Source organism: Hydrogenophaga sp. A37, assembly GCF_002001205.1.
GTDB lineage: Bacteria > Pseudomonadota > Gammaproteobacteria > Burkholderiales > Burkholderiaceae_C > Hydrogenophaga.
This window is the reverse complement of record NZ_MUNZ01000079.1, coordinates 58902-82191: the sequence shown is the minus strand read 5'-3', so window position 1 is coordinate 82191 and position 23290 is coordinate 58902. Positions and strand designations below refer to the sequence as shown.

24 protein-coding genes and 2 tRNA genes are annotated in these 23290 nt (G+C 65.1%); 11 read left to right on the top strand and 15 right to left on the bottom strand.

All coding sequences use genetic code 11. The features are described 5' to 3' along the window. Window positions 1–15: 15 nt before the first annotated feature. The 6 genes from B0E41_RS07065 (at window position 16) to B0E41_RS07040 (ending at window position 4297) form a co-directional block, all read left to right on the top strand. Entirely contained in the window at window positions 16–708 is a 693-nt protein-coding gene (locus B0E41_RS07065; protein ID WP_077330342.1) for a Fe2+-dependent dioxygenase, read from the top strand. Beyond that, window positions 705–1925, top strand: coding sequence for an alpha-hydroxy acid oxidase (locus B0E41_RS07060; protein WP_077330340.1), 1221 nt, complete (start codon window positions 705–707; stop codon window positions 1923–1925). The genes B0E41_RS07065 and B0E41_RS07060 overlap by 4 nt, the downstream gene beginning before the upstream one ends. A 280-nt stretch (window positions 1926–2205) precedes the next feature. Then, window positions 2206–2859 carry an energy transducer TonB gene (locus tag B0E41_RS07055; RefSeq protein WP_077330338.1) on the top strand — a complete coding sequence of 218 codons (654 nt, stop codon included), beginning with the start codon at window positions 2206–2208 and terminating at the stop codon, window positions 2857–2859. Window positions 2860–2886: 27 nt separating this feature from the next. After that, window positions 2887–3621 carry a MotA/TolQ/ExbB proton channel family protein gene (locus B0E41_RS07050; protein WP_077330336.1) on the top strand — a complete coding sequence of 245 codons (735 nt, stop codon included), beginning with the start codon at window positions 2887–2889 and terminating at the stop codon, window positions 3619–3621. Window positions 3622–3639: 18 nt separating this feature from the next. Continuing rightward, the gene (locus tag B0E41_RS07045) at window positions 3640–4053 is read left to right on the top strand and encodes a biopolymer transporter ExbD (RefSeq protein WP_077330334.1); all 414 of its coding nucleotides are present in this window, start codon (window positions 3640–3642) and stop codon (window positions 4051–4053) included. A 37-nt stretch (window positions 4054–4090) separates the two neighbouring features. Beyond that, the gene (locus B0E41_RS07040; RefSeq protein ID WP_077330332.1) at window positions 4091–4297 is read left to right on the top strand and encodes a hemin uptake protein HemP; all 207 of its coding nucleotides are present in this window, start codon (window positions 4091–4093) and stop codon (window positions 4295–4297) included. Between the two features lie 105 nt (window positions 4298–4402). Here the strand turns inward: B0E41_RS07040 and B0E41_RS07035 are convergent, their stop codons facing one another. After that, complete coding sequence (locus B0E41_RS07035) at window positions 4403–4810, bottom strand: heme-binding protein (protein ID WP_077330330.1); 408 nt, start codon at window positions 4808–4810, stop codon at window positions 4403–4405. 205 nt (window positions 4811–5015) lie between these two features. On the opposite strand from B0E41_RS07035, the gene B0E41_RS07030 reads away from it, so the two are divergent. Both B0E41_RS07030 and B0E41_RS07025 read left to right on the top strand, forming a co-directional pair. Next, window positions 5016–5714 (top strand): Bax inhibitor-1 family protein, encoded by a 699-nt coding sequence (locus B0E41_RS07030; RefSeq protein WP_077330328.1) that lies wholly within the window; start codon window positions 5016–5018, stop codon window positions 5712–5714. A gap of 137 nt (window positions 5715–5851) precedes the next feature. Continuing rightward, the gene (locus B0E41_RS07025; protein ID WP_077330326.1) at window positions 5852–6199 is read left to right on the top strand and encodes a hypothetical protein; all 348 of its coding nucleotides are present in this window, start codon (window positions 5852–5854) and stop codon (window positions 6197–6199) included. 15 nt (window positions 6200–6214) lie between these two features. Here B0E41_RS07025 and rlmD read toward each other — a convergent pair whose 3' ends face one another. The 5 genes from rlmD to surE all read right to left on the bottom strand — a co-directional run bounded on the left by rlmD (window position 6215) and on the right by surE (window position 11118). Further along, window positions 6215–7666: a 23S rRNA (uracil(1939)-C(5))-methyltransferase RlmD gene (gene rlmD / locus B0E41_RS07020; protein ID WP_077330324.1), complete on the bottom strand. Its 1452-nt coding sequence runs from the start codon at window positions 7664–7666 to the stop codon at window positions 6215–6217. Window positions 7667–7700: 34 nt separating this feature from the next. Continuing rightward, window positions 7701–8486 carry a 3'-5' exonuclease gene (locus tag B0E41_RS07015; RefSeq protein ID WP_077330322.1) on the bottom strand — a complete coding sequence of 262 codons (786 nt, stop codon included), beginning with the start codon at window positions 8484–8486 and terminating at the stop codon, window positions 7701–7703. A gap of 13 nt (window positions 8487–8499) precedes the next feature. Further along, the gene (locus B0E41_RS07010; RefSeq protein WP_253194670.1) at window positions 8500–9321 is read right to left on the bottom strand and encodes a peptidoglycan DD-metalloendopeptidase family protein; all 822 of its coding nucleotides are present in this window, start codon (window positions 9319–9321) and stop codon (window positions 8500–8502) included. A 163-nt stretch (window positions 9322–9484) separates the two neighbouring features. After that, entirely contained in the window at window positions 9485–10126 is a 642-nt protein-coding gene (locus B0E41_RS07005; protein WP_077330397.1) for a protein-L-isoaspartate(D-aspartate) O-methyltransferase, read from the bottom strand. A gap of 215 nt (window positions 10127–10341) precedes the next feature. Continuing rightward, a complete protein-coding gene (gene surE / locus B0E41_RS07000; RefSeq protein WP_077330320.1) occupies window positions 10342–11118 on the bottom strand; it encodes a 5'/3'-nucleotidase SurE in 777 nt (258 codons plus the stop codon). 146 nt (window positions 11119–11264) lie between these two features. Here surE and B0E41_RS06995 point away from each other — a divergent pair, with 146 nt between their 5' ends. After that, window positions 11265–12254, top strand: coding sequence for an NADPH:quinone oxidoreductase family protein (locus B0E41_RS06995; protein ID WP_077330318.1), 990 nt, complete (start codon window positions 11265–11267; stop codon window positions 12252–12254). Window positions 12255–12310: 56 nt separating this feature from the next. Here B0E41_RS06995 and B0E41_RS06990 read toward each other — a convergent pair. The 5 genes from B0E41_RS06990 to B0E41_RS06970 form a co-directional block, all read right to left on the bottom strand. Beyond that, window positions 12311–12386, bottom strand: a tRNA-His gene (locus B0E41_RS06990). A 52-nt stretch (window positions 12387–12438) separates the two neighbouring features. Continuing rightward, entirely contained in the window at window positions 12439–14334 is a 1896-nt protein-coding gene (locus B0E41_RS06985; RefSeq protein WP_077330316.1) for a SurA N-terminal domain-containing protein, read from the bottom strand. An 84-nt stretch (window positions 14335–14418) separates the two neighbouring features. After that, window positions 14419–14494: transfer RNA gene (locus B0E41_RS06980), tRNA-Val, on the bottom strand. Window positions 14495–14516: 22 nt separating this feature from the next. Beyond that, complete coding sequence (locus B0E41_RS06975; RefSeq protein WP_077330314.1) at window positions 14517–14789, bottom strand: HU family DNA-binding protein; 273 nt, start codon at window positions 14787–14789, stop codon at window positions 14517–14519. A 294-nt stretch (window positions 14790–15083) separates the two neighbouring features. Then, window positions 15084–16181 carry a tartrate dehydrogenase gene (locus B0E41_RS06970; RefSeq protein ID WP_077330312.1) on the bottom strand — a complete coding sequence of 366 codons (1098 nt, stop codon included), beginning with the start codon at window positions 16179–16181 and terminating at the stop codon, window positions 15084–15086. Between the two features lie 82 nt (window positions 16182–16263). Here B0E41_RS06970 and B0E41_RS06965 point away from each other — a divergent pair, with 82 nt between their 5' ends. Beyond that, window positions 16264–17232: a LysR family transcriptional regulator gene (locus B0E41_RS06965; RefSeq protein WP_077330310.1), complete on the top strand. Its 969-nt coding sequence runs from the start codon at window positions 16264–16266 to the stop codon at window positions 17230–17232. On the opposite strand, the gene B0E41_RS06960 is transcribed toward B0E41_RS06965, so the two are convergent. The 4 genes from B0E41_RS06960 to B0E41_RS06945 form a co-directional block, all read right to left on the bottom strand. Further along, complete coding sequence (locus B0E41_RS06960) at window positions 17189–18103, bottom strand: DMT family transporter (protein WP_077330308.1); 915 nt, start codon at window positions 18101–18103, stop codon at window positions 17189–17191. The two genes, B0E41_RS06965 and B0E41_RS06960, sit on opposite strands and share 44 nt — an antisense overlap. Beyond that, entirely contained in the window at window positions 18103–18672 is a 570-nt protein-coding gene (pgsA, locus tag B0E41_RS06955; protein ID WP_077330306.1) for a CDP-diacylglycerol--glycerol-3-phosphate 3-phosphatidyltransferase, read from the bottom strand. The genes B0E41_RS06960 and pgsA overlap by 1 nt, the downstream gene beginning before the upstream one ends. Window positions 18673–18796: 124 nt before the next feature. Continuing rightward, window positions 18797–20827, bottom strand: a complete 2031-nt coding sequence (gene uvrC / locus B0E41_RS06950) for an excinuclease ABC subunit UvrC (RefSeq protein WP_077330304.1) — start codon at window positions 20825–20827, stop codon at window positions 18797–18799. Window positions 20828–20876: 49 nt separating this feature from the next. Beyond that, window positions 20877–21941: a dienelactone hydrolase family protein gene (locus tag B0E41_RS06945; RefSeq protein WP_171984693.1), complete on the bottom strand. Its 1065-nt coding sequence runs from the start codon at window positions 21939–21941 to the stop codon at window positions 20877–20879. Window positions 21942–22062: 121 nt separating this feature from the next. Here B0E41_RS06945 and earP point away from each other — a divergent pair, with 121 nt between their 5' ends. Beyond that, window positions 22063–23148 (top strand): elongation factor P maturation arginine rhamnosyltransferase EarP, encoded by a 1086-nt coding sequence (gene earP / locus B0E41_RS06940; protein ID WP_077330393.1) that lies wholly within the window; start codon window positions 22063–22065, stop codon window positions 23146–23148. The last annotated feature ends 142 nt before the right edge of the window (window positions 23149–23290 follow it).

The following is a 23290-nucleotide window of genomic DNA, read 5'->3' as shown; positions in this document are numbered from 1 at the left end:
CCCCATCCACCCACGATGCTGATCACCCTGCCCGACATCCTCTCGCCAGACGATCTGGCCCAAGCCCGCCAATGCTTGTCTGAGGCGCCGTGGGCCGACGGCCGCGACAGCGCTGGCCCACAGGCCCGCACCGTCAAGAACAACCAGCAGTTGTCGCACGACAGCCCGGCCGCACAGGCCATCCGCGCGACGGTGCTGAACGGCCTGAACCGTTCGCCGATGTTCTTCAGCGCCGCCCTGCCGCTGCGCATCTTCACACCGCGCGTCAACCGCTACAGCGGCGAGGCCAACACCTACGGTTACCACATCGACAACGCCATCCGGCTCAAGCAGACTGACGCCGGCACCACCGAACACGTGCGCACCGACGTGTCATGCACCGTGTTCCTGAATGACCCCAGCGAATACGACGGCGGCGAACTGACCGTGAGCGACACCTACGGCACGCGCGGCGTCAAGCTGCCCGCCGGTCACGCCGTGCTCTATCCCGGCACCAGCCTGCACCAGGTGACCCCGGTCACGCGCGGACACCGCGTCGCCTGTTTTTTGTGGATTCAGAGCATGGTGCGCAGCGACGAACAGCGCCGACTGCTCCACGAACTCGACATGAACATCCTGGCCCTGCGCCAGCAACACGGTGAAACCGACGAGACCACAGGGCTCACAGGCACGTACCACAACTTGCTGCGCATGTGGGCAGAGGTATGAAGGACCCCCACGCTCCACCGCTGCGCGGGTCGTTGCCCCCCGAGGGGGCTGGGCCCGCCTTGGGGCGGCCCGGCGGCTGGCCCGATGTCCCCCACACACTTGCACCTCGCACCACCCTGCCCGAAGGCCTCATCAGTCTGGCCGACCATGAAGCGCTGGCGCGCGCGTCGCTGAGTCCCGAGGCCGATGCCTATTTCAACGGTGGCGCGGCCGACGAAATCACGCTGCGTGAAAACGTTGCAGCCTGGCAGCGCCTTCGCCTGCACCCGCGCGTGCTGCGCCCCCTCGCGGGCGGCCACACACGGGTGAAACTGCTGGGTCGCACCCTGGCCCACCCCATCCTCGTCGCCCCGATGGCCTACCAGCGCCTCGCGCACCCGCACGGCGAAATGGCCTCGTCCTTGGCCGCGGCGGTGCTCGGCGCCGGCTTCGTGCTCAGCACCCAGGCCAGCACGCCACTCGAAGACGTAGCCCGCACCGTGCTGAGCGAAGCAGCGCATGGACCGCTGTGGTTCCAGCTCTACCTGCAACCCGACCGCGCCTTCACCCTGGAACTGGTGCAACGCGCCGAAGCCGCCGGCTACGAGGCGCTGGTGCTCACCGTGGACGCGCCGGTGAATGGCGCAAGGGACCGCGAGCGCCGTGCCGGTTTTGCCTTGCCGCCCGGGATCACCGCGATCAACCTTCAAGGCCTGCGTCCGCCCGCGCCGCAGACGCTGCAGCCCGGTCAAAGCCCCTTGTTCGACGACCTGCTCACCCACGCCCCCACCTGGGACGATGTGGCCTGGCTGCGCTCCATCACACGCCTGCCGCTGCTGCTCAAGGGCATCACCCACCCGGCCGACGCGCGCCTCGCCGTGCAGGCCGGAGCGCACGGGCTGATCGTCTCCAACCACGGCGGGCGCACGCTGGACACCATGCCTGCGACCGCCGAGCTGCTGCCGGCCATCATGCAAACCATCGGCGGCGAGGTACCGGTGCTGGTGGACGGCGGCATCCGGCGCGGCACCGATGTGCTCAAGGCCATGGCGCTTGGCGCGGCGGCCGTGTTGGTCGGCCGCCCCATCGTTCACGGGCTGGCCAACGCAGGCGCCACCGGGGTGGCCCACATCATCCGACTGTTGCGCGACGAGCTGGAGATCGCGATGGCGCTCTGCGGTTGCCAGACCCTGGCCGAGGCCGCCACGTCACTGGGCCGGCCGGCTGAAGATCACTGACCTCCACCAGATCTCAGCGATTTTTCGGCCTTTGAATTGAATGAGATCAATTCTCATTTATACTTTCAGCATGCTTTCATCCACCGATCCAAAGGACGCCTCCATGACCAGCAGCGTGTTCATCCTTGGCGGAAGCTTGGTCCTGATCCTCGCCGCCGTCTGGTGGGTCTTCCGCGCCTAATGCCCCTGGCATCCATCGACCTACACTATGACCTCCGCCAGCGCCAGCCTTGCGCTCCCCCTCACCGGAGCCTCAGAAGCTTCACCCCCGACACCCCGCATGGACCGCCGCCTGTTCATCGTGATCGCCGTGGTCGGCTTTCACGTCCTGGGCCTGTGGGCCCTGCAAACCGGCCTGCTGCGCCGGGCGGTCGAACTCGTGGTACCGGTGGAGGTGTTGGCCGAATTCATAGAAGCTCCGCAGCCGCAGGTGACGCCGGCACCGCCGCAACCAGAGCCCAAACCTGTCCAGAAACAGGTCACGCCCGTCAAACCTGTGCTCAAGCAGGCCCCGCAGCCGATGGCCATTGCCGACCCAGCGCCGTCTGCCACGGCACCCGCCGGCACCACCGAACCCCAGCCACCGGCACCACCCATGCTCGCACCGGTGGTGGTCGCAGAACCTGCGCCACCGGCTCCGCCCAAGGTCGTTTTGCCTTCGAGCGATGCAGCGCATCTGAACAACCCCCGACCCACCTATCCACCGCTGTCACACCGCCTCGGGGAAACAGGCAAAGTGGAGCTCAGAGCTTTGATCGAAACCGACGGACACCCCTCACAGGTGCTGCTTTCCAAGTCAAGCGGCTACAACCGACTTGATCAGGCCGCATTGATCACAGTGAAGAATCACTGGCGATTTGTGCCGGGGACAACAGACGGGGTCCCAGTTCGCAGCTGGGTTGTCGTCAGTCTGAATTTCGAACTCACCGAGTAAGCCTTCAATTTTCCGTCACCGTTACCTATGAATCCCCAAATCGCATCCTCTGGCATCGCCCACGTCTGGACCCAGGGCGACTTCGTCACCCGCACCGTCGCTATCGTCCTCCTTGCGATGTCCCTCGCCACCTGGATCATCGTCCTGTGGAAGGCCCTCGACCAGCGCGCCCAGCGGCAGCAGGCCAAGGCGTGCGATGGCTTCTGGCACAGCGCCGACTTCGCCGAAGGCATCGACAAGCTCGGCAAAGACGATGGCAACCCTTTCCGTGCCCTGGCGCTCGAAGGCCGCGAGGCCACCCGCCACATCCTGCACAAGGACGGTCAGGCCCGCCCGCAGCTGCACGACAGCCTGGACATGAGCGACTGGGTCGAGCGTTCGCTGCGGAACAGCCTGGATGATTTCACCGCCCGCGCCCAGAGTGGCCTCACGGTGCTCGCATCCATCGCATCCACCGCGCCTTTCGTGGGCCTGTTCGGCACCGTCTGGGGCATCTACCACGCACTGCTGAGCATCGGCGCTGCCGGCCAGGTGAGCATCGACCAGGTGGCCGGGCCCATCGGCGAGGCACTGATCATGACCGCTATGGGCCTGCTGGTCGCCATCCCCGCCGTGCTGGGCTACAACGCCCTGGTGCGCGGCAACAAGGGCATCACCCACCGCCTCAACCGCTTCGGCAACGACCTGCACGCCTACTTCGTGACCGGTGCCCGCGTCACCGTGGGCGGTGATGCGAAGGTGCTGCCGATGAAGAAGGCCTGAACCTTTTAGGACATCACCATGGCCATCGGAACCCAGGACGACAGCGACCAGATGCTCAGCGAGATCAACATGATCCCGTTCATCGACGTTATGCTGGTGCTGCTCATCATCTTCATCATCACCGTGCCGGTCATCAAGCACGCGGTCAACATCGACCTGCCCCGCGCCAGCAATGAAAAGGTGTTAGACAAGCCGCAGAACGTTCGGCTGTCGGTGGACGCCGACGGCGCCTATTTCTGGAACGAAGTGCGGGTGGAAGACGCTGACTTCGAGCAACGGCTGGCCAGCGCTGCCGCCCAGGAGCCACAACCGGAGCTGCACATTCGCGGCGACAAGGCCGTGCGCTACGAGCGCGTGGCGCTGGCCATGGCCGCCGCGCAGCGCGCTGGCGTGCGCAAGATTGGCTTCATCACCGAACCGGTGGCGCCGTGAATCCGGTTGTGTGGAACCGGCCCAGGAGGATCAACAGATGATCAACGCTGCACCCAAGGAGCCTGTGCCCGCGTCAGACCCGCGTCAAACCGTTGAGGGGCCAGCCGAGAGCGAAACCCCGTCGCCCGTCCTGCTCACCAGCCATGAAGTGATGCGTGGCCAAAAGGCGGTGGGCATCACCCACAACGGCGCCCTCTACCGCCTGCAGACCACACGCCAGGGCAAGCTCATCCTCACCAAATAAGGATCACATCAACTTCATCGTGGGGCGACCCGGGGAAATGCAATCTCCCCGAGCGTCGTTTTTTGGCCAGCCAAGGGACCGAAGGTCCTGGTAGCCAGTCACTTTTTACAACCCGATGGCCGCGATGCCCGCTTTGGCGATCTGGGCGTCTTCACTCGATTTGACGCCGCTCACGCCCACCGCACCGATGCACTGGCCGTCCTTGACGATGGGCACGCCACCCTCCAGCATGCCGTGGATCGCTGGGGCGCTTAAAAACGACATGCGCCCCTGGTTGATCACGTCCTCGTAGACCTTGCTCTCACGGCGACCTAGGGCGGCGGTGTGCGCCTTGGCCGGCGCGATGTGCGACGAGATGGCCGCAACGCCGTCCATGCGTTGCAGCCACAACAGATGACCACCGTCGTCCACAATGGCAATGGTCACTGCCCAGTTATTCTTGAGTGCTTCTGCCTCGGCAGCGGCGGCGATGAGTTTGACGTCGGCCAGGTCGAGAACGGCTTTGGTTTTCATGAACTTGTCCAGAAAGAGAGAGGGATCGGTTCCCAATGAGAAGCGCGAGCACGGTGGCACCGCAACGGGAACGCAACCATACCCGATGGATTGCACCCACACGGGTCACAACAGCCCTCACCTTGACCCGGTTTTCCCTCCGCAAGCAAATTCCAAGCCGCCTACAATGCGCCAAGGGTCACACCGACCACATGGAGAAAACTCAATGAACGACCACCTGCAACCTTCCGGCCGCTTCGGCGACACCGCCAGCAACACGGCGCTGCAACGCAACAAGGTGCTGCGCAACACCTACGGGCTGCTCGCGCTCTCCATGCTGCCCACCGTGCTGGGCGCCTGGGTGGGTGTGGCCACGGGCATCACCGCCGGACTGACCGGCTTCCTTGGCCTGGTCGTTTTCCTGGGCGGCGCCTTTGGCTTCATGTTCGCCATCGAAAAGACCAAGAACTCGGCGGCCGGTGTGCCGGTGCTGCTGGCCTTCACCTTCTTCATGGGACTGATGCTGTCGCGCATGCTGGCCGCGGTGCTGGGCTTCAGCAACGGCTCCAACCTGATCATGACCGCCTTCGGCGGCACGGCGGGTGTGTTCTTCATCATGGCCAACCTCTCCGCCGTGATCAAGCGCGACCTCTCGGGCATGAGCAAATGGCTGTTCGTCGGCGCGATGGCGATCATGATCGGCGCCATCATCAATGTCTTCGTGGGCAGCACCATCGGCATGGCCGTCATCGCCACCATGGCGATCCTGGTGTTCAGCGCCTACCTGCTGTACGACCTGAAGAACATCATCGACGGCGGTGAAACCAACTACATCTCCGCCACGCTGGCCGTGTACCTGGACCTGTTCAACATCTTCCAGAGCCTGCTGGCCCTGCTCGGCATCTTTGGCGGCGAGCGCGACTGATTCCGCTCTCCTCAAGAAAAGGGACCTTCGGGTCCCTTTTTTCATGCCTGCACACGCGTGGCACTGCCCCTCGGTGAATCGGCCATCAAGTTCCGGGCCGTGGCGCCGAAAAGAAAGGCAAACCCCGTTGAAACACCATGCGACATCCAGCCCTCACCCTCTGCCTCTGCGCTGCAGCCAGCCTGTTGGCCGGCTGTGATGTGCTGGGCATCGAAACCGCCCCACAGATTGCGGCCCGGAAAGAAGCCGAAGGCATGGCCATCGGCAGCGCCTGCCGCCACGCGATTCGCAGCATCGAAGATTGCTTCAGCAGCAACCCCAAAGCGGGCAAGGCCGCGGTGTTCGCCGGCTGGAAAGACATGGACCAGTACATGCGCGACAACCAGATCGTCGGCATGCCCTCCGAAATCAAGCCGGAAGAGGCGGAAACGAGCGATGAGACCGCCGCCCCTGAAGCCGGATCCGGCAAGCCCCACAAATCCTGACCGAACGCACCGGCCTCACCGGCCGGTATCGAGCTCGAACACCGCCATGCTCTCCACGTGCGCGGTGTGCGGGAACATGTTCACCACCCCCGCCGTCGTGCACCGGTAACCGGCCTGGTGCACCAGCAAGCCCGCATCGCGCGCGAGCGTGGCCGGGTTGCAGCTGACATAGACGATTCGTTTGGGAGGCGTCCAGCTGCCGCGCAGTTCGGGTTGCAGGTGCAGGTCGGCCAGGGTCTTGGCCAACGCAAACGCCCCTTCGCGCGGCGGGTCCACCAGCCACTTGTCGGCCACACCATCGCCCACCAGCAGCTCTGGCGTCATCTCGAACAGGTTGCGCGCAGCGAATTGCGTGGGTGCCAGGGGCTGTGCCCTGCCCCGCTGGTTGAGCCCCAGGTTCTCGCGCGAGCGTGCCACCAGCGTTTCGCTGCCCTCAATGCCCAGCACCTCGCGGGCCGTCGTGGCGATGGGCAGGGTGAAGTTGCCCAGGCCACAGAACCAGTCGATCACGCGCTCGTTCTTCTGTGCGTCCAGCAGGCGCAGCGCACGCGAGACCAGCACCCGGTTGATGTGTGGATTGACCTGGGTGAAGTCGGTCGGTTTGAACGGCATGGTGATGCCGAACTCGGGCAAGCTGTAGGACAGCTGAGGCACATCGGCGTCGAGCAGTTTCACCGTATCGGGCCCCTTGGACTGGAGCCACCACTGCACGCCGTGCTGGGCGGCAAAAGCACGTAAACGGGCCTGGTCCCCGTCCGACAGCGGCTCCAGGTGGCGCAGCACCAGCGCGGTCACCTCGTCGCCACAGGCGAGTTCAATCTGCGGACAGGTCTCGCGTGCATCCATGCCGAAGATCAGGTCGCGCAGCGGCATCAACATTGCGTTCACGTGCGGCGGCAGCACATGGCAGACCTTCATGTCGGCCACGTAGCGGCTCTTGCGCTCGTGGAAACCGATCAGCACCACGCCCTTCTTGTGCACATGGCGCACCGAGAGGCGTGCCCGGTACCGGTAGCCCCAGGCCGGCCCCTCGATGGGGCGCAGCAGCATCTCGGCCTTGACCTTGCCCAGGTGCCAGAGGTTGTCCTCCAGCACGCGCTGCTTGACCGCCACCTGCGCCGCCTCGTGAAGGTGCTGCATCTTGCAGCCACCGCAGGAGCCTTCGTGCAGCCCGAAGTTCGGGCAACCGGGTCGCACGCGTTGCGAAGACTCACGGTGGATCGCCGTGACCACACCGGCCTCCCAGTTGTTTTTCTTGCGATGCACGTTGACGCTGACCGTCTCAAAAGGCAACGCTCCGTCGATGAAGACGACCTTGCCGTCTGGGCGGCGGGCGATGCCCTGTGCATCGATGTCGAGGGATTCCACCGCCAGCCAGCCGTCAGGCAAAGCAGCATGGGGTGCGTGGGGCGCGTCGTCGCGCGCGTTGGTCAGAAGGCTGTTGTCGTGGGCTAGGAGCGATGTCATGCCCCGATTGTCTCAGGCCGGCGCGCTGAAGATGTCAGACCCAGGCCTTGAGGTACTCGTCCCAGTGACTCTCTGTCGGCGCCAGATTGCCCAGCGTCTCTTTCACGTAGGCGATTTCCTGTTCGTACTCGGCCTCGGTCAGGCCGCCGCGCATCTTCTGGAAACGGCAATACACCAAGTACGTGTTCATCACGTCGGTCTCGCAGTAGCGGCGGATGTCGTCGGTCTGCCCAGCCAGGTACTGCGCGTACACCTGCGAGCCGTCCATGCCCAGCTTGCCGGGGAAGCCGCAGAGCTTGGCCATGGCGTCCAACGGTGCGTTGTTTTTGGGGCTGTACATCGCCAGCAGGTCCATCAGGTCGAGATGGCGCATGTGGTAGCGGCTGATGTAGTTGTTCCACTTGTACTCGCGGTCGTCCTCACCCATGTCCCAGTACTTGCTGGCCTCCACGCCGTGGCGCAGCCCGCGGTAGTGCAGCACCGGCAGATCGAACCCGCTGCCGTTCCAGCTCACCAGCTGCGGCTGGTGCTTTTCAATGCTGTTGAAGAAGGTTTGAACCACCTTGCCTTCGCTGGCGCCGTCCCGGTCCACAAAGGAGTGAATCCGAAGGCCTTCGGCGTTGCGGAACACCACGCTGATGACCAGGATGCGCTGCAGGTGCAGCGGCGTGAAATCGCTCTGCCCTTTTTCCTTGCGCTCGGCCAGCCAGGCCGCATATACCTGTTCGTCGGAGCTGTCGGCGGGTGCCCCGCGAAGGGCCCGAAGCCCTTCGATGTCGGGAATGGACTCAATGTCGAAAACGAGGACGGGCCAGGCCATGCGCTGGGCCTGATCAGCGCTTTGGCAAGTGGGCCAGCGGATCGACCGGCTTGCCCTGGCGCCGCACCTCAAAGTGCAGCTTCACGCGGTCCGAGTCGCTGCTGCCCATTTCGGCGATGCGCTGCCCCTGCTTGACCGTCTGGTCTTCGCGGACGAGCAGCGCCTGGTTGTGGGCATAGGCGGTGAGGTAGGTGTTGTTGTGTTTGAGGATGATCAGGTTGCCGTAGCCACGTAGGCCGGCCCCTGCATACACCACACGGCCGTCCGCAGCGGCCAGCACGGGGTCGCCGACCTTGCCCGCGATCGAAACGCCTTTGTTCTTGCTCTCGTCGAAGCCAGATACGACCGTACCTTGCGCCGGCCAGACGAAGCTGACTTCGTCAGCGCCCGCCGATGGCTCAGGGGCCGGTGCCGGGACTGGGGCAGCGGGGCTCGCCCCCGTTCCAGGCAACGGCGTGGTGGCGCCCGCAGCGGGCGGGTTGAGCGGCCGCGCGACCACGCCGGGTGTGGTCACGGGAGCGGTGGTCACGGCCGCAGAACCGGACGCCCCAGTGGTGCCAATCTGCGGCGCCACGCGCAGCACCTGACCGACTTCGATCAGGTTGGGATTCGAGAGGTTGTTCCAGGCCTGCACATCGCGCGGCGCCTGACCCGCTTCCAGCGCGATCCGGTACAGGGTGTCACCCGGTCGCACGGTGTAGTAACCTGGTTTGCCCGCGTTCTCGGCGCCTGGCAAGGGCTTGATTTCGGCACCGGCACGGGTGCGGTCTTCGACCGGTGCGGGCTGGTTCAGCTGGCGCGAAGAGCACCCCGCCGTGACCAGGAGCCCGCCCATCAATGCCCAAAGGGCCACGCCGCGCCAACGCGATCGTCCTGCACTGTCGGGCACCATCTTCAAAATCTGCTTGTTCATCACTGGTTCCCACCTGAATGTCGGGCCCGGGCTGATCCCGGGTGCCGGCTGTCCAAAACCCGCTGCCGCAAGCGGTCAAGGGGTTTCACGCAATGCCCGATTTTAGAGGCACGAACAACACCGGCTCCAGCACCGAGCGAACCAAACCCTGCGCGGTCTTGTCGATCACCACGAGGTGCTGTTGCCCATGGGTGGTCACGGCGGGGGCCACCAACCGGCCACCCACCGCCAACTGGTCGATCCAGGCTTGCGGCACATCATTCCCGCCGGCGGCGGCCACGATGCCAGCGTACGGCGCACCCTGGGCATAACCCAGCATGCCGTCGCCAAACAACAGGTGCAGGTTCGCCACGCGGAAAGCCCGGAGGTTGTCGCGGGCTTTGTCGTTCAGGCTCCGCAGCCGCTCCATGCTGTAGACCTCCCGCGCCAAGTGGCTCAACACCGCTGCCTGGTAGCCGCAACCGGTGCCGATGTCGAGCACACGGCCCAGCTTCTCTTCGCGCCCCTGACACAAGAGCTCCAGCATGCGCGCCACCACGCTCGGCTTGGAGATGGTCTGCCCCAAGCCGATGGGCAGGCTCGTGTCTTCATATGCCTGGTTGGCCAACGCAGTGTCCACAAACCGGTGCCGCTCCACGGCCTGCATCGCCGCCAGCACACCCGCGTGCACGATGCCCTGCCCTTGCAGCTTGCGCACCATCGCGGTCCGCACGGCGACCGAATCCATGCCCACGCTCGCCGGTGCGCCGTGCCCAATCGGCGTCACCACACGTTTGGCGACCGGCGTAGGCACCGCAGCGGCCACGGGTCGCAGCGCCGCCGAGGTCCCAGGTTTGTAAACCGCCGGCGTCGGCGCCGTGTCCAAGCGCGCCGGAAACGCCGGGCGCGGCCGGGGGGCCGCCGCGCTGGCGGGCGGTTTGCCGGAGGACTGCGCTGGGCGCTTCAACGGGCGCCTCCGCTCATGGCCGCAGCCGTGGGCGCCCAGTACGGCAGCGTGTCGTGGTCCGTCAGGTCGACCTTGAGCGGCGTGATGCTGGCGAAGCCCTGGGCGGTCGCATGGAAATCGGTGCCCTCGGCATCGTCCTTGGCCGGGCCGGCGCTGCCGATCCAGTACATGGTTTCGCCACGCGGACTGGTCTGGGTGATCACCTGCTCGGCCGCGTGGCGGCGCCCGAGGCGGGCCACTTTGAAGCCCTTGATTTCGCTGGCGGGCCGGCATGGAATGTTCACGTTCAGCAACCATGGCGCGCTGCGGTGTGCCGCGTCGGGCAGCGAGGGCATGACCTGCTGCACCAGTTCGGCCGCCTTCTGCGCGGCCACGTCCAGGTACGTCCAGCCGCGTTCGGTCTGCGAAAACGCGATGGCCGGGATGCCGAAGAGGTAGCCCTCCATGGCCGCCCCCACGGTGCCGGAGTAAATGGTGTCATCGCCCATGTTGGCGCCGTTGTTGATGCCCGAGACCACGAGGTCGGGTCGGTAGCCGAGCAAACCGGTGAGCGCGATGTGCACGCAATCGGCCGGGGTGCCATTCACGTAGCGAAACCCGTTGGCGGCCGTGTGCACGTACAGCGGCGAATGCAGCGTCAGCGCGTTGGACTTTGCGCTGTTGTTGTGTTCGGGTGCCACCACCTCCACCTCGGCCAGACCCTTCAGGGCTTCGTAGAGGGCCACAATGCCCGGCGCCTGGAAGCCGTCGTCGTTGGAGATGAGGATTTTCATGAGAGGGATTCTAGGCGCCCTGCCTGGTGCTCACCTCTCGTCCGCTCGGGTCGCGCGAGGGACAAAACCTCACTTGGCGACCCACCCAACGGGCCAGTGCGTGCCTATCATCACCTCTCTGAAAAGCACCAACTGGAGACAAACGCATGCATGCTTGGCTTTGTGAAAACCCCGTCGGCGTGGAAGCCTTGGCGTGGAAAGAACTGCCCACGCCCACACCCGGCCCGGGGCAGGTGCTGCTGGAAATTCAGGCGGCCAGCCTGAATTTCCCTGATCTGCTCATCGTGCAGAACAAGTACCAGATGAAGCCGCCACTGCCTTTCGTGCCCGGTTCAGAATACGCGGGCGTGGTACGTGCCGTGGGCGAGGGCGTGAAGCAACTGCAGGTGGGCCAGAGCGTGGCTTGCCTGAGCGGCACCGGTGGTTTCGGCACCCACACGCTGGCCCCGGCCGCGCTGTGCATGCCGCTACCCCCGGGGTTTCCGCCGGTCGACGCGGCCGCCTTCATCATGATCTACGCCACCTCGTGGCACGCCCTGATGGACCGCGCCGCGCTCAAGGCCGGCGAAACGGTGCTGGTCCTGGGCGCAGCCGGTGGCGTGGGCACGGCCGCCATCCAGCTCGCCAAGGCGGCGGGTGCGCGCGTGATCGCCGCCGCCTCCAGCGAGGACAAGTGCGCCCTGTGCAGACAGCTGGGCGCTGACGAGGTCATCAACTACAGCCTGCACACGCCACAGACCACGTTGCGCGATGAAATCAAGCGGCTGACCGACGGCAAGGGCCCGGACGTGATCTACGACCCGGTGGGTGGTGACTTCGCCGAGCCGGCCTTCCGCTCCATCGCCTGGCGAGGCCGCTACCTGGTTGTGGGCTTTGCCAGCGGGCCCATTCCCAGCCTGCCGCTGAACCTGGCGTTGCTCAAGGGTGCGAGCATCGTGGGGGTGTTCTGGGGGGACTTTGCCAAACGCGAGCCGCAGGCCAACGCCCAGATGATGCAGACCCTCGCCAGCATGTACATGAAAGGGCAGATCAAGCCCGTGATCGACCAGACCCTGCCCATGAGAGAGCTGCCCAAAGCCTACGCCATCATGGGTTCACGCTCGGTCAAGGGCAAGCTCGTGATGGTCAACGGATAGCGCGCGATCAGAAACGACAAAGCCCGGTGAAAACCGGGCTAAGTGCTTAATCTTTATGGGGTGGCTGATGGGGCTCGAACCCACGACAACAGGAATCACAATCCTGGACTCTACCAACTGAGCTACAGCCACCGCAAGTCTCGCATTATAGCGCGAAGCTTTCGGCCTCCCAACCAGATCTGATTCAGGGCTGGGGCTCAGGCACCAAAATCTTGACCTTGAAGCGTTCCTTGATCAGCTCGAAGTGGGCCTGGGTCTCCGCTGCGGTCCACCATTGGGCGTACTGCTGCACCTCCTGGTTTTGGGCGGCGGGCGCGGCGCGGGGCAGCAACTTCTCCACTTTCACGATCGCGTAGCCTTGTTGGCCCAAGTCCACGCCGGCCCAGGCGGGCAGTTGTTTGGCATCGGCACTCAGCGCCGCCTTGAGCACGGGTGCGGCCAGACCCTGCGGGTTGTCGCGGCTCACCACCACAGACGCCGGCAAGGTCGTGGCGTCAGCGCCCGAGCGCAAGGCCGCCAGCTTCTTCACACCTTCCTCTTTCGCGAGCTGCGCAGCACGCTGGGCCACGAGGCGAGCACGCACGGTGTCGCGAACCTCGGCCAAGGGCAGCGTGCGGGCGGGCGTGTGCTGAACGACACGGGCCGCCGTGAGTTGGCCAGAGGCGGTCTCGATGGCTTCGGTGTTGCGCTTGTTTTGCACCGACTCAGGCGAGAACAGCGCAGCCAGCAAACGTTCGTTGGACAGCACACCGCTGCCCTGCACTGGCTGGCGCGTCAGGCCCTTGGCGGTGCGCAGTTCCAGCTTGAGGCTGTCGGCCGCCGGCTTGAGGCTCTCGGCCTGCTCGTAGACGAGGTTCCCGAACTTGTCGGCGTTTTCAGAGAACAGCTTCTGCCCTTGCTGCTTTTTCAGGTCGGCTTCGATCTGAGGCCGCATCTCTTCAAAGCTGCGCTGTTGGGGTGCCTTGACGTCGGTGAGCTGGATGATGTGAAAACCGAAGTCGGTCTCGACCACATCGGAGATCGCGCCTTTGGCCATGGAGAACACCACGTCTTCGAAGGGCTTGACCATCGCGCCACGACCAAAGAACTCCAGGTCGCCGCCCTTGGTGGCGGATCCGGGGTCTTGAGATTCCACCTTGGCCACATCAGCGAAGGTCGCGGGCGCCTTGCGCAGCTGTTCCAGCAGGGCCTGCGCCTTGGCCCGGATCTTCTCTCGCTCGGCAACCGGTGCGCTCTTCGGTGCGTTCAACAGAATATGGCTCGCGCGGCGCTCTTCGTCGCCCGACAGCAGCGCAATGTTTTCCTTGTAATAGGTCCGCAGGGCATCTTCGTTGAGTGTGACGCTCTTCGCCAGTCCGGCCGCATCCAACACCAGGTATTCGACGTCGATCAACTCCGGTGCCTGGAACATCGCCTGGTTGTCTTTGTAGAACTGCTCGATCTCTGCATCCGCTGGCGCGACCTTGGATGCAAAGTCGTCTGCAGCCAAGCGCAACACCCGCACTTCACGACGTTCGAAAAACGCATTGAGGGACACCTGGGCCAGCGCCGGGGGCGCGAAGCCGGTGGACTGCACGCCGCCCGTGACCTGTCGCACCGACAGATCGGAGCGCACGCGGGCCTCGAAACCCTCAGGCGTCAGCCCCTGACGAGCAACCAGTTGCCGGTAACCCTCCACATCCAGTGACCCATCGGGCTTGCGCAGCGCCGCAATGCTCGGGTTCTCCTGCAGCGCCCGCGCCAGGCGCTGGTCGCTCGTGTAGAGGTGGTCTTTCTGGGCCGCCACCGCCAGCACGCGGTCGCGAACCAGACGTTCCAGCGAGGCGTAGCGGGCGCCGTCGCTGTCGAGCAGCTTGGCGTCGATGTTGGGCATGGATTCGCGCAACCGCTGAGACTCGACCTTGTGGGCCTGATCCCATTCCGCCTTGCTGATGTCCTGCCCGTCCACGGTGGCCACCGTTTCGCCGCTCTGGTTGCCGTCAGTGAAACCCTGAATGCCGAACAGCACAAAGGACGGGATGATCAAGATCAGCAGGAAGCCCATGAGGTACTTCTTGTGATTGCGGATGGAATCGAACATGCCTGGAATCCTGCAAATCAAACGAACGCCGACACCGGAATGTCGACAACAAAAAAGGCGAACCCGAGTTCGCCTTCTTGATGGTGGTGGGTGCTGACGGGGTCGAACCGCCGACCTACGCCTTGTAAGGGCGCCGCTCTACCGACTGAGCTAAGCACCCCACCGGAAACTTCAAACACGCTTCAGTTCAGCGCATCTTTCAACGCCTTGCCCGGACGGAACTTCGGCACCTTGGCGGCCTTGATTTTAATCTCTTCGCCGGTGCGGGGGTTGCGACCTTTGCGAGCCGGTCGCTTGGTCACGGCAAAAGAACCAAAACCCACCAGCGACACGGTGCCGCCCTTTTTGAGCGTGGTGCGAATGGCGGTGATGGTCGAATCGAGCGCGCGGGTGGCGGCTGCCTTGGAAATGTCGGCATGCTTGGCGATGTGCTCGACGAGTTCTGTTTTGTTCACAAATAGCCCCTCTTTAAATGGTGAAAAGTCCGTTCAAACAAGCCTCCAACCTCAGGATGCTCGCATCCCGGTTGAAAAGCCTGATGGTTCTGGTTGGATCGTGAGACGCATCGGTCGGCGTTCACCGCCATACATGCGCATCTTCATTAGACCCACCGGGCTGCACCCCTGTCAATACGGCGGTCGCAGCTTTGCCCAACGGTGGCCAGAACCGCGAGATTCTATGCGGATTTCACACCGACCCCGCTTCGCGGACGTGATTCAAACCGTGCCCGGCAAACCTTCTCAGGAGGCTCAGCCGCGCAAGGCGTCGGCAATCGCACGGCCGACGTCGGACGTGCTGGCGGTGCCACCCAGATCGCGCGTGCGCGGGGCGCCACTGCCGGTTTGCAGTGTGGATTCAATCGACCGCATCACCGCGTCGTGCGCGTCGCGGTGGCCCAGGTGATCGAGCATCATCGCGCCGCACCAGATCTGACCAATCGGGTTGGCGATCCCTTTGCCTGCAATGTCGGGTGCCGAGCCATGCACCGGCTCGAACAGCGACGGGTGTTTGCGGTCTGGATTGAGGTTGGCGCTGGGCGCGATGCCGATGGTGCCGGTGCACGCGGGCCCCAGGTCGGACAGGATGTCGCCAAACAGGTTACTACCCACCACCACATCGAAGAAGTCGGGGCGCTGCACAAAGTGCGCTGTGAGGATGTCGATGTGGAACTTGTCCACCGTCACGTCCGGGTACTGTTTCGCCATTTCGGCCACGCGCTCGTCCCAATAGGGCATGGTGATCGCAATGCCGTTGCTCTTGGTCGCGCTGGTCAGGTGCTTCTTGGGCCGCGAGCGCGCCACCTCGAACGCGTAGCGCAGCACACGGTCCACACCGATGCGCGACATCACCGTTTCCTGCACCACAATCTCGCGCTCGGTGCCCGCGTACATGCGTCCGCCGATGCTGCTGTATTCGCCCTCGGTGTTCTCGCGCACGATCACCATGTCGATCTCACCGGGCTGGCGCGGGCTGCCGTCGCGGCGCACCACCGGCGCGGTCACGCCCGGCATGAGCTTGGCGGGGCGGATGTTGACGTACTGGTCAAACTCACGACGGAACATCAGGAGCGAGCCCCAGAGCGACACATGGTCGGGCACCTTGTCGGGCCAGCCCACGGCGCCAAAGTAGATGGCGTCGTGGCCGCCGATCTGTTCCTTCCAGTCGTCGGGCAGCATCTGGCCGTGCTTCTCGAAATACTCACAGCTGGAGAAGTCGAAGTGGTCGAACTGCAGCGGGATGTTGAACTTCGAAGCCGCGACTTCGAGGACGCGAATGCCCTCGGGCATGACTTCGGTGCCGATGCCGTCGCCGGCGATGACCGCGATGCGGTGAGGTGTCTGATACATGTGCTCTCCTGTGGGGAAGGCGCCAGCTTATACCGGTAATGAACAATAATGGAGCAATCCATTACTTCCAAGGAAGAAACAATTGGACCGACCCGACTTGGAACTGGTGCAGGCCATCCGACAACATGGCACCCTGGCCGCCGCCGCACGGTCGCTGGGCATGGCCGCACCTGCCGCCACCAAGCGGCTGGCGGCCATGGAGGCTCAATTGGGCCTGCGGCTGTTTCAGCGCACCACCCGACGCGTCAGCCCCACGGCTGAAGGCGAAGCGGTGTGCCAACGCGCAACCGAACTGCTGCTGGGATTTGAAGCGTTGGAAAGCGAGTTGCGCGAGCGCCGGGCCGAAGCGGCCGGCCCGATCCGCCTCGCCGCAACCTTCGGCTTCGGTCGTTTGTGGCTGGGGCCGGCGCTGGCAGATTTCCAGGCGCGGCATCCGGCGGTGGACATCCAGCTGCTGCTGACCGAGCAGTTGCCGGATCTGGCGGTGGATGGATTCGATGGCGCCATCTGGCTCTGGAACGCCCCGATCCAACGTGCCAGCGAATGGGTCTCGCGCCGGCTGGCGCCCAACCAGCGGGTGCTGGTGGCGGCACCGGCGTACCTGCAAGCCCATGGCGAGCCGCGATCACTGACCGATTTGGCGGCCCACGCCTGCCTGGTGGTGCGCGAGAACGGCGGTGGGCCGGGCCAGCGCTTTGATCACTGGCGGCTGCAACACCGCGACGACACCACGGTGCAGCACACGCCTGTGCGCGGGCCACTATCCAGCAACTCGGGCGAGATGGTGCGCGACTGGTGTCTGGCCGGCCACGGCATCATGCTGCGCAGCCTGTGGGACATCGCACCGCTGCTGGCCAGTGGTGACCTGATGCGGGTGCTGCCCGCTTACGCGATGCCCGACGCCGACATCCACTGGCTCGCGCCCTACCGGGCGCAGGTGCCGCGCCGCATCCGCTTGCTGGTGGACTTTTTGGCTGATCGGTTCAAAGACGAACCGTGGCGCAGGCTCAGCGCGCCGGCCGCACCACCAGGCTCACGCCGAAAGCGGTGAGCGCGGTGCCGGCGATGGTGACCACCGTGATCGGCTCGGCAAACAACAGCCAGGCGATCAGCGCGGTGCACGGCGGCACGAGGTACATCAGGCTGGTGACCGAGGCCGCCGCGCCGCGCTGGATCAGCATGTAGAGCAACGAGCTGCCACCCAGCGTGAGCCCCAGCACCGACCAGGCCATGGCGCCCAACAGCTCGGCGTTGAGCGCGCCGTCGGACAGGCTCCAACGCATGGACTCGGATTCCATCAGGGCCAGCGGCAGCGTGACCAGAAGCGCGGCGGCCAACTGCACGGTGTTGGCACTGCGCACGTCGCAGGGCATCACAAACCGCTTTTGGTAGAGCGTGCCGGCGGTGATGGCCAACAGCGCCATCACGGCGAACGACAGGTTGATCCAGTTGGCCTGATCGCCCGGGCCACCCGCGCCAAACTTGCGCGACACCACCAGCACCAGCCCAGCGAAACCAAGCAGCAGACCCAGCCACTGTCGGCGCGACACGTGTTGCCCGCCCACGCTGGTGAGCCAGATCGCGGTGAGCACGGGCTGGATGCCGACGACCAGCGACGACAACCCCGAGCCCATACCCGCTTTGACCGCCGCCCACACGCCGCCGAGATAGCCCGCGTGCATCAGCACACCGGCCACAGCCAGGTGCATCGCCTGACGCCGATCAGAGGGCCACTTGACACCGGCGACCACGATCCAGGGCAGGAAACAGAGGATGGACAGCGCGTAGCGCACCGCCAGGAACGTCATGGGCGGCCCGTGCGGCATGCCGTAGCGGGCGACGATGAAGCCCGTGCTCCAGATCAGCACAAAAACCCAGGGCATGGCGCGCAGCCACGCGTTGTCTCTGGGCGCCGGCGTCATCAGCGGGAGCGGGCGCGAATCTCGGGCAGCGCCTTCTGCAGGTAATACACCATGGACCAGACGGTGAGCACCGCCGAGATCCAGATCAGCCAGGTGCCCCAGAGGTGGGTGTCGATCACACCGAGCAGCTTGCCGTTGAACAACAGAAAGGGAATCGCTGTCATTTGCACGGCCGTCTTGAGTTTGCCGACCATGTGGACGGCCACGCTCTTGGTCGCACCGATGATGGCCATCCACTCGCGCAGCGACGAGATCGCGATCTCGCGCCCGATGATGATCAGCGCCACGAACACGTCGGCCCGCTCCAGGTGCACCAGCACCAGCAGGCTGGCACAGACGAGAAACTTGTCCGCCACCGGATCAAGAAAGGCACCAAAGGCCGAGGTCTGGTTGAGTTTGCGGGCGAGGTAGCCGTCGGCCCAGTCGGTGGCGGCAAACACCACGAACAGCACGGTGGCGATCAGGTTCTGCTCTTTGGCGCTCATGCCTTCCAGATAGAACACCCCAATGATCAGCGGGATGGCGACGATGCGCGCCCAGGTCAGCAGGGTGGGAAGGTTGAAAAACATGGGGGGATTATGGGGGAGCAGCGCACCATTCCGAGACCAACAAGGCGATTCGGCGCCGGGCCACCCCAAGCCGGATCAGCCCCCTCGGAGGGCAGCGACCCACGCAGCGGCGGAGCGTGGGGGTTCAATGCAGCGCTCGGTAGATGGCGTCGGCCAGTTCGGTCGAGATGCCGTCCACCGTGCAGAGATCTTCCACACTGGCCGATGCCACGCCGCGCACGCCGCCAAAGCGTTGCAGCAGACGCGCCCGCTTCTTGGGACCGACACCTGGTATGTCTTCGAGCTTGCTGCCGCCCGTGCGCACCTTGGCGCGCTGGGCGCGCATGCCGGTGATGGCAAAGCGGTGCGCCTCGTCACGGATCTGCGCCACCAACATCAGCGCGGCCGAGTCGTGGCCCAGGTAGACCTTCTCGCGGCCGTCGGCGAACACCAGCTCTTCCAGGCCCACCTTGCGGCCCTCGCCCTTTTCCACGCCGACGATCAGCGACAGGTCCAACCCGAGTTGCTGGAACACCTCGCGCGCCATGCTGACCTGGCCCTTGCCGCCGTCCACCAGCACCAGGTCGGGCATGCGCGGGCCGGTCGGCAGACCCGAGGTGGCGTCGGTGCTGCCTTCTGCGGCCGGTTCTGAAGCGTCGGTCGGCTCTGCGGGCGTGGCGGCTTCCTCGGTCTCTGCGCGCAAGGCCTCGGCGATCTTGCCGTAGCGGCGCAGCAGCACCTGGCGCATCGCGGCGTAGTCGTCGCCGCCGGTGATGCCATCGATGTTGTAGCGACGGTACTGCGCGTTCTGCATCTTGTGCGCCTCGAACACCACGCAGGACGCCTGAGTGGATTCGCCCGCCGTGTGCGAGATGTCGAAGCACTCGATGCGCAGCTCGTCGAGGCTGTCGTCGGGCAGGCCCAGCGCCTCGGCCAGCGCGCGGGTGCGGGCCTGCTGCGAACCCTCTTCCGACAGCAGCCGGGCGAGCGCGATGTCGGCGTTTTTCTGCGCCATCTCCAGCCAGATGCGGCGGTGCTCGCGCGGCTGGTGCACGGCATTGACCTTGGCGCCAATCTGTTCGGTCAGCGCGTCCAGCAGCGGTTTGCCCACCGGATGGCTGGTCACCAGGGTGTGCGGCATGGCCGTGCCCAGGTAGTGTTGTGCGATGAAGGCTTCGAGCACCTGCACCGCCACGCGCTCAACCGGGTCGCCGCTCGCCGCGCCGTCCTCGGCCAGCAGGCTCTCGATCTGCGTCGCGTCCTCCACGTGCGCCGGAAAATACGGCCGGTCGCCCAGGTGGCGACCGCCGCGGATCATGGCCAGGTTCACGCAGGCGCGACCGCCCTGCACCTTGACCGCGAGCACGTCCACGTCCTTGTCGGACACGTTGTCCATCGCCTGCTGGTGCAACACGCGGGAGAGCGCGCTCATCTGGTTGCGGATCTCGGCAGCCTGCTCGAATTCGAGCTTCTCGGCGTGCGCCATCATCCGCGCCTCCAGCGTGTCGAGCACCGCCTGGGTTTCGCCGCGCAGAAAGCGCTCGGCGTCGGCCACGTCCTGTGCATAGGCTTCGCTGTCGATCAGGTCCACGCAAGGCCCGGTACAGCGTTTGATCTGGTACAGCAGGCAGGGCCGCGTGCGGTTGGCGAACACCGTGTCTTCGCAGGTGCGCAGGCGGAACACCTTTTGCAGCAGGGTGATGGTTTCCTTCACCGCCCAGGCGCTGGGGTATGGGCCGTAATAGCTGTGGCGTCGGTCCACCACGCCGCGGTAGTAAGCCATGCGCGGAAACGCCAGCGAAGGCACCGGGCGCGGTCCGGCGGTGCGAAAGGTTTCTCGCGTGCCGGTGATCTTGAGGTAGGGGTAGCTCTTGTCGTCGCGAAACAGGATGTTGAACTTGGGGTTCAACGTTTTGATCAGGTTGTTTTCCAGCAGCAGCGCCTCGGCCTCGGAGCGCACCACCGTGGTCTCCATGCGCACGATCTTGCTGATCATGTGGCCGATGCGCGTGCCGTCGTGACGCTTTTGAAAATAGCTGCTGACACGCTTCTTTAGGTTGCGCGCCTTGCCCACGTAGAGCAGTTGGCCCTGGGCGTCGAAGTAGCGGTAGACGCCGGGCAGGCCCGGCAGGGCCGCGACTTCGCTGAGCAATTGTTCGGTGTGCGTTTCTGACATGGGCGTTATTGTGTCGCGCCCCGTTCCCTCACATCCAGGGCCACAGATGTCAGCGCGGTGCCAGCGCCCTTCCCAGGAAAGCGAGCACCGTCTGCGCGGCCTTGTCGCGCGCCGCGCGATCCCCCTGCACCGAGGCGCCTACCGCGCTGCAGGCCTGCTTCAGGGTGGTTTGAAGCGCCTCTCCTGTCAGGCGCTGGCCGTTGTTGCGGTCGTATGCCAACATCGTGTCGACGTCCAGCTCAACCGGACAACTCTCCAGGGTGCGCAAAGCGCCACGCATGGGAAAGCGCCGCGTGTCGTCCATATCGAACTTGTGTTGGGCGCCCGCGATGGCGACGAATTCCACCGGTGTTCCAGCCTGGGCGATGCGCTGAGAAAAGTCCCGACAAGCCCCGATCGGCGTGTAGTCATCGGCATCACCATGCACCCACAGCATGGGCGCTGCGGTAGAAAACACCCCGGGTTTGACGACAAAACGGAAGAGGCCTGAGCAGCCACCCGAATACACCGGCACATGCGCCGCGAAGCGCAGGCCATCGGGCAGCTTCTGCGAAGCGATGACGCGCTCGACCGCAGTGCGCCAGGTGGTGATGCCTCCGCGCGAGAAGCCCATGATGGCGATGCGCTTGGGGTCGATGCGAGGGTGGGTCGCGAACAGCCGCAAGGCGGCAAAGGCGTCGGCGGTGTCTGCCGAAAATGGCACCTGCGACTGGTCGTCCGCCGTGCTCTTGACACCGCGCGGTCCAAACGAATCCACCGCCAGTACCGCGAAGCCTGCCGCATTGAACTGCTTGGGCCAGAAGTCCAGCATGGCGTCGTAAATCCCCCCGGAGCCATGAATCAGGATCACCGCACCGACCTTGCCCGCCGCAGCATCGCCAGGCGGCAGGAACAGGTGGCCCACCGCGTTCACCGCGTCTCCCTGCCCCGGACCCTTGAGCAGATCTGCCAGGGTTTTCGGTGTCGAACTGGCAAATGCATAGCGGCCCGACGGCGGCCCGCTGCCCATGTCGGCCAACAGGTCCTGGGCACCCGCAGGCAACAGAAACACCAGCCACGTGCTGCAAACCGCGAGAAACCAACGGCAGACACGGTTCAAACGGGCAGTCCACATGGCATCACTCCTCAGACAAGCGTTGGGTGGGCACGCACGGCCCCGTGGCCTCAGCCAGCCACTATAGGCCGACCGGGTCGGGCCGCCAAGTCCGCCGGCGCTTGCGTCGACAATGCAGGCCATGCGCTGGGACATCTTCTGCAAAGTCATCGACAACCTGGGCGACATCGGTGTCTGCTGGCGCTTCTGCGCCGAACTGGCCGCAAGCGGTCAGACCGTGCGGCTTTGGATCGATCAACCCGACGACCTCGGCTGGATGGTGCCCGGTGCACTCGAAGGCCATGTGGACGGCGTGCAGGTATTGCACTGGACCGAACCGTTGGCGAGTGGTCTGCTGGCGGGCCTGCCGCCTGCCGATGTCTGGATCGAGACCTTCGGCTGCCATCCGCCGCCCGAAGCACTGGAACACCGGGACACCGCCATCGCCGCAGGTGGCCAGGCGCCGGTCTGGGTCAACCTGGAATACATGAGCGCCGAGTCCTATGTCGAGCGCTGTCACCGCCTGCCCTCGCTGGTGTCCACCGGGCCGATGCGCGGCGTGGGCAAGTGGTTTTTCTACCCGGGCTTCACACCGGCCACCGGTGGGCTGCTTCGAGAGAACGACCTGCCAGAGCGTCAAGCCGCTTTCGACGCCCATGCCTGGCTCGGGTCGCGCGGCTTGCCTCACACCGACCAGCCGCGCGCCAGCCTCTTCTGCTACGAGCCCTCCGCCCTGCCCTCCGTGCTGCGACAGGCGGGCGACACTGCGAGCGACTGGCTGGTCACCGCCGGCCGTGCGGGCGATGCCGTGGCCACCGCACAGGCTCAGGGGTTGGACACCGGCCTCGCCGTCCTCCAGCGCCTGCCGCGCCTGACCCAGCGCGACTACGACCACCTGCTCTGGAGTTGTGACCTCAATTTCGTGCGCGGCGAAGACTCTCTGGTGCGAGCACTGTGGGCGGGCAAGCCTTTCGTCTGGCACATCTACCCGCAGCACGACAACGCCCACCACGCCAAGCTCGACGCCTTTCTGGACTGGCTGCAGGCGCCCGCCTCGCTGCGCGAAATGCACCATGCCTGGAACGGCGTGACCGCGCCAGCTACCGTGTGGCCCGGCTGGGAAGTGGTGCACAGCTGGACCGGCTGCGTGCAGGCCGCCCGCGCTCGCCTGCTCGCCCAGCCGTCATTGAGCGAACAGCTGATCAAATTCGTGCTGGAAAAGCGATAAAATTCAAGGCTTTGCAGAAAACCGGTGCGGCCTCTGGCCGATGCCCGTTTCCAGCCAGCCCTCTGCCTCGCCGCGCAGATCGCAGCTCTCAAGACCCTTCCGCAGGCCGCAAGTGCCCTGCCGGAAACCGCGGCCCAACTGT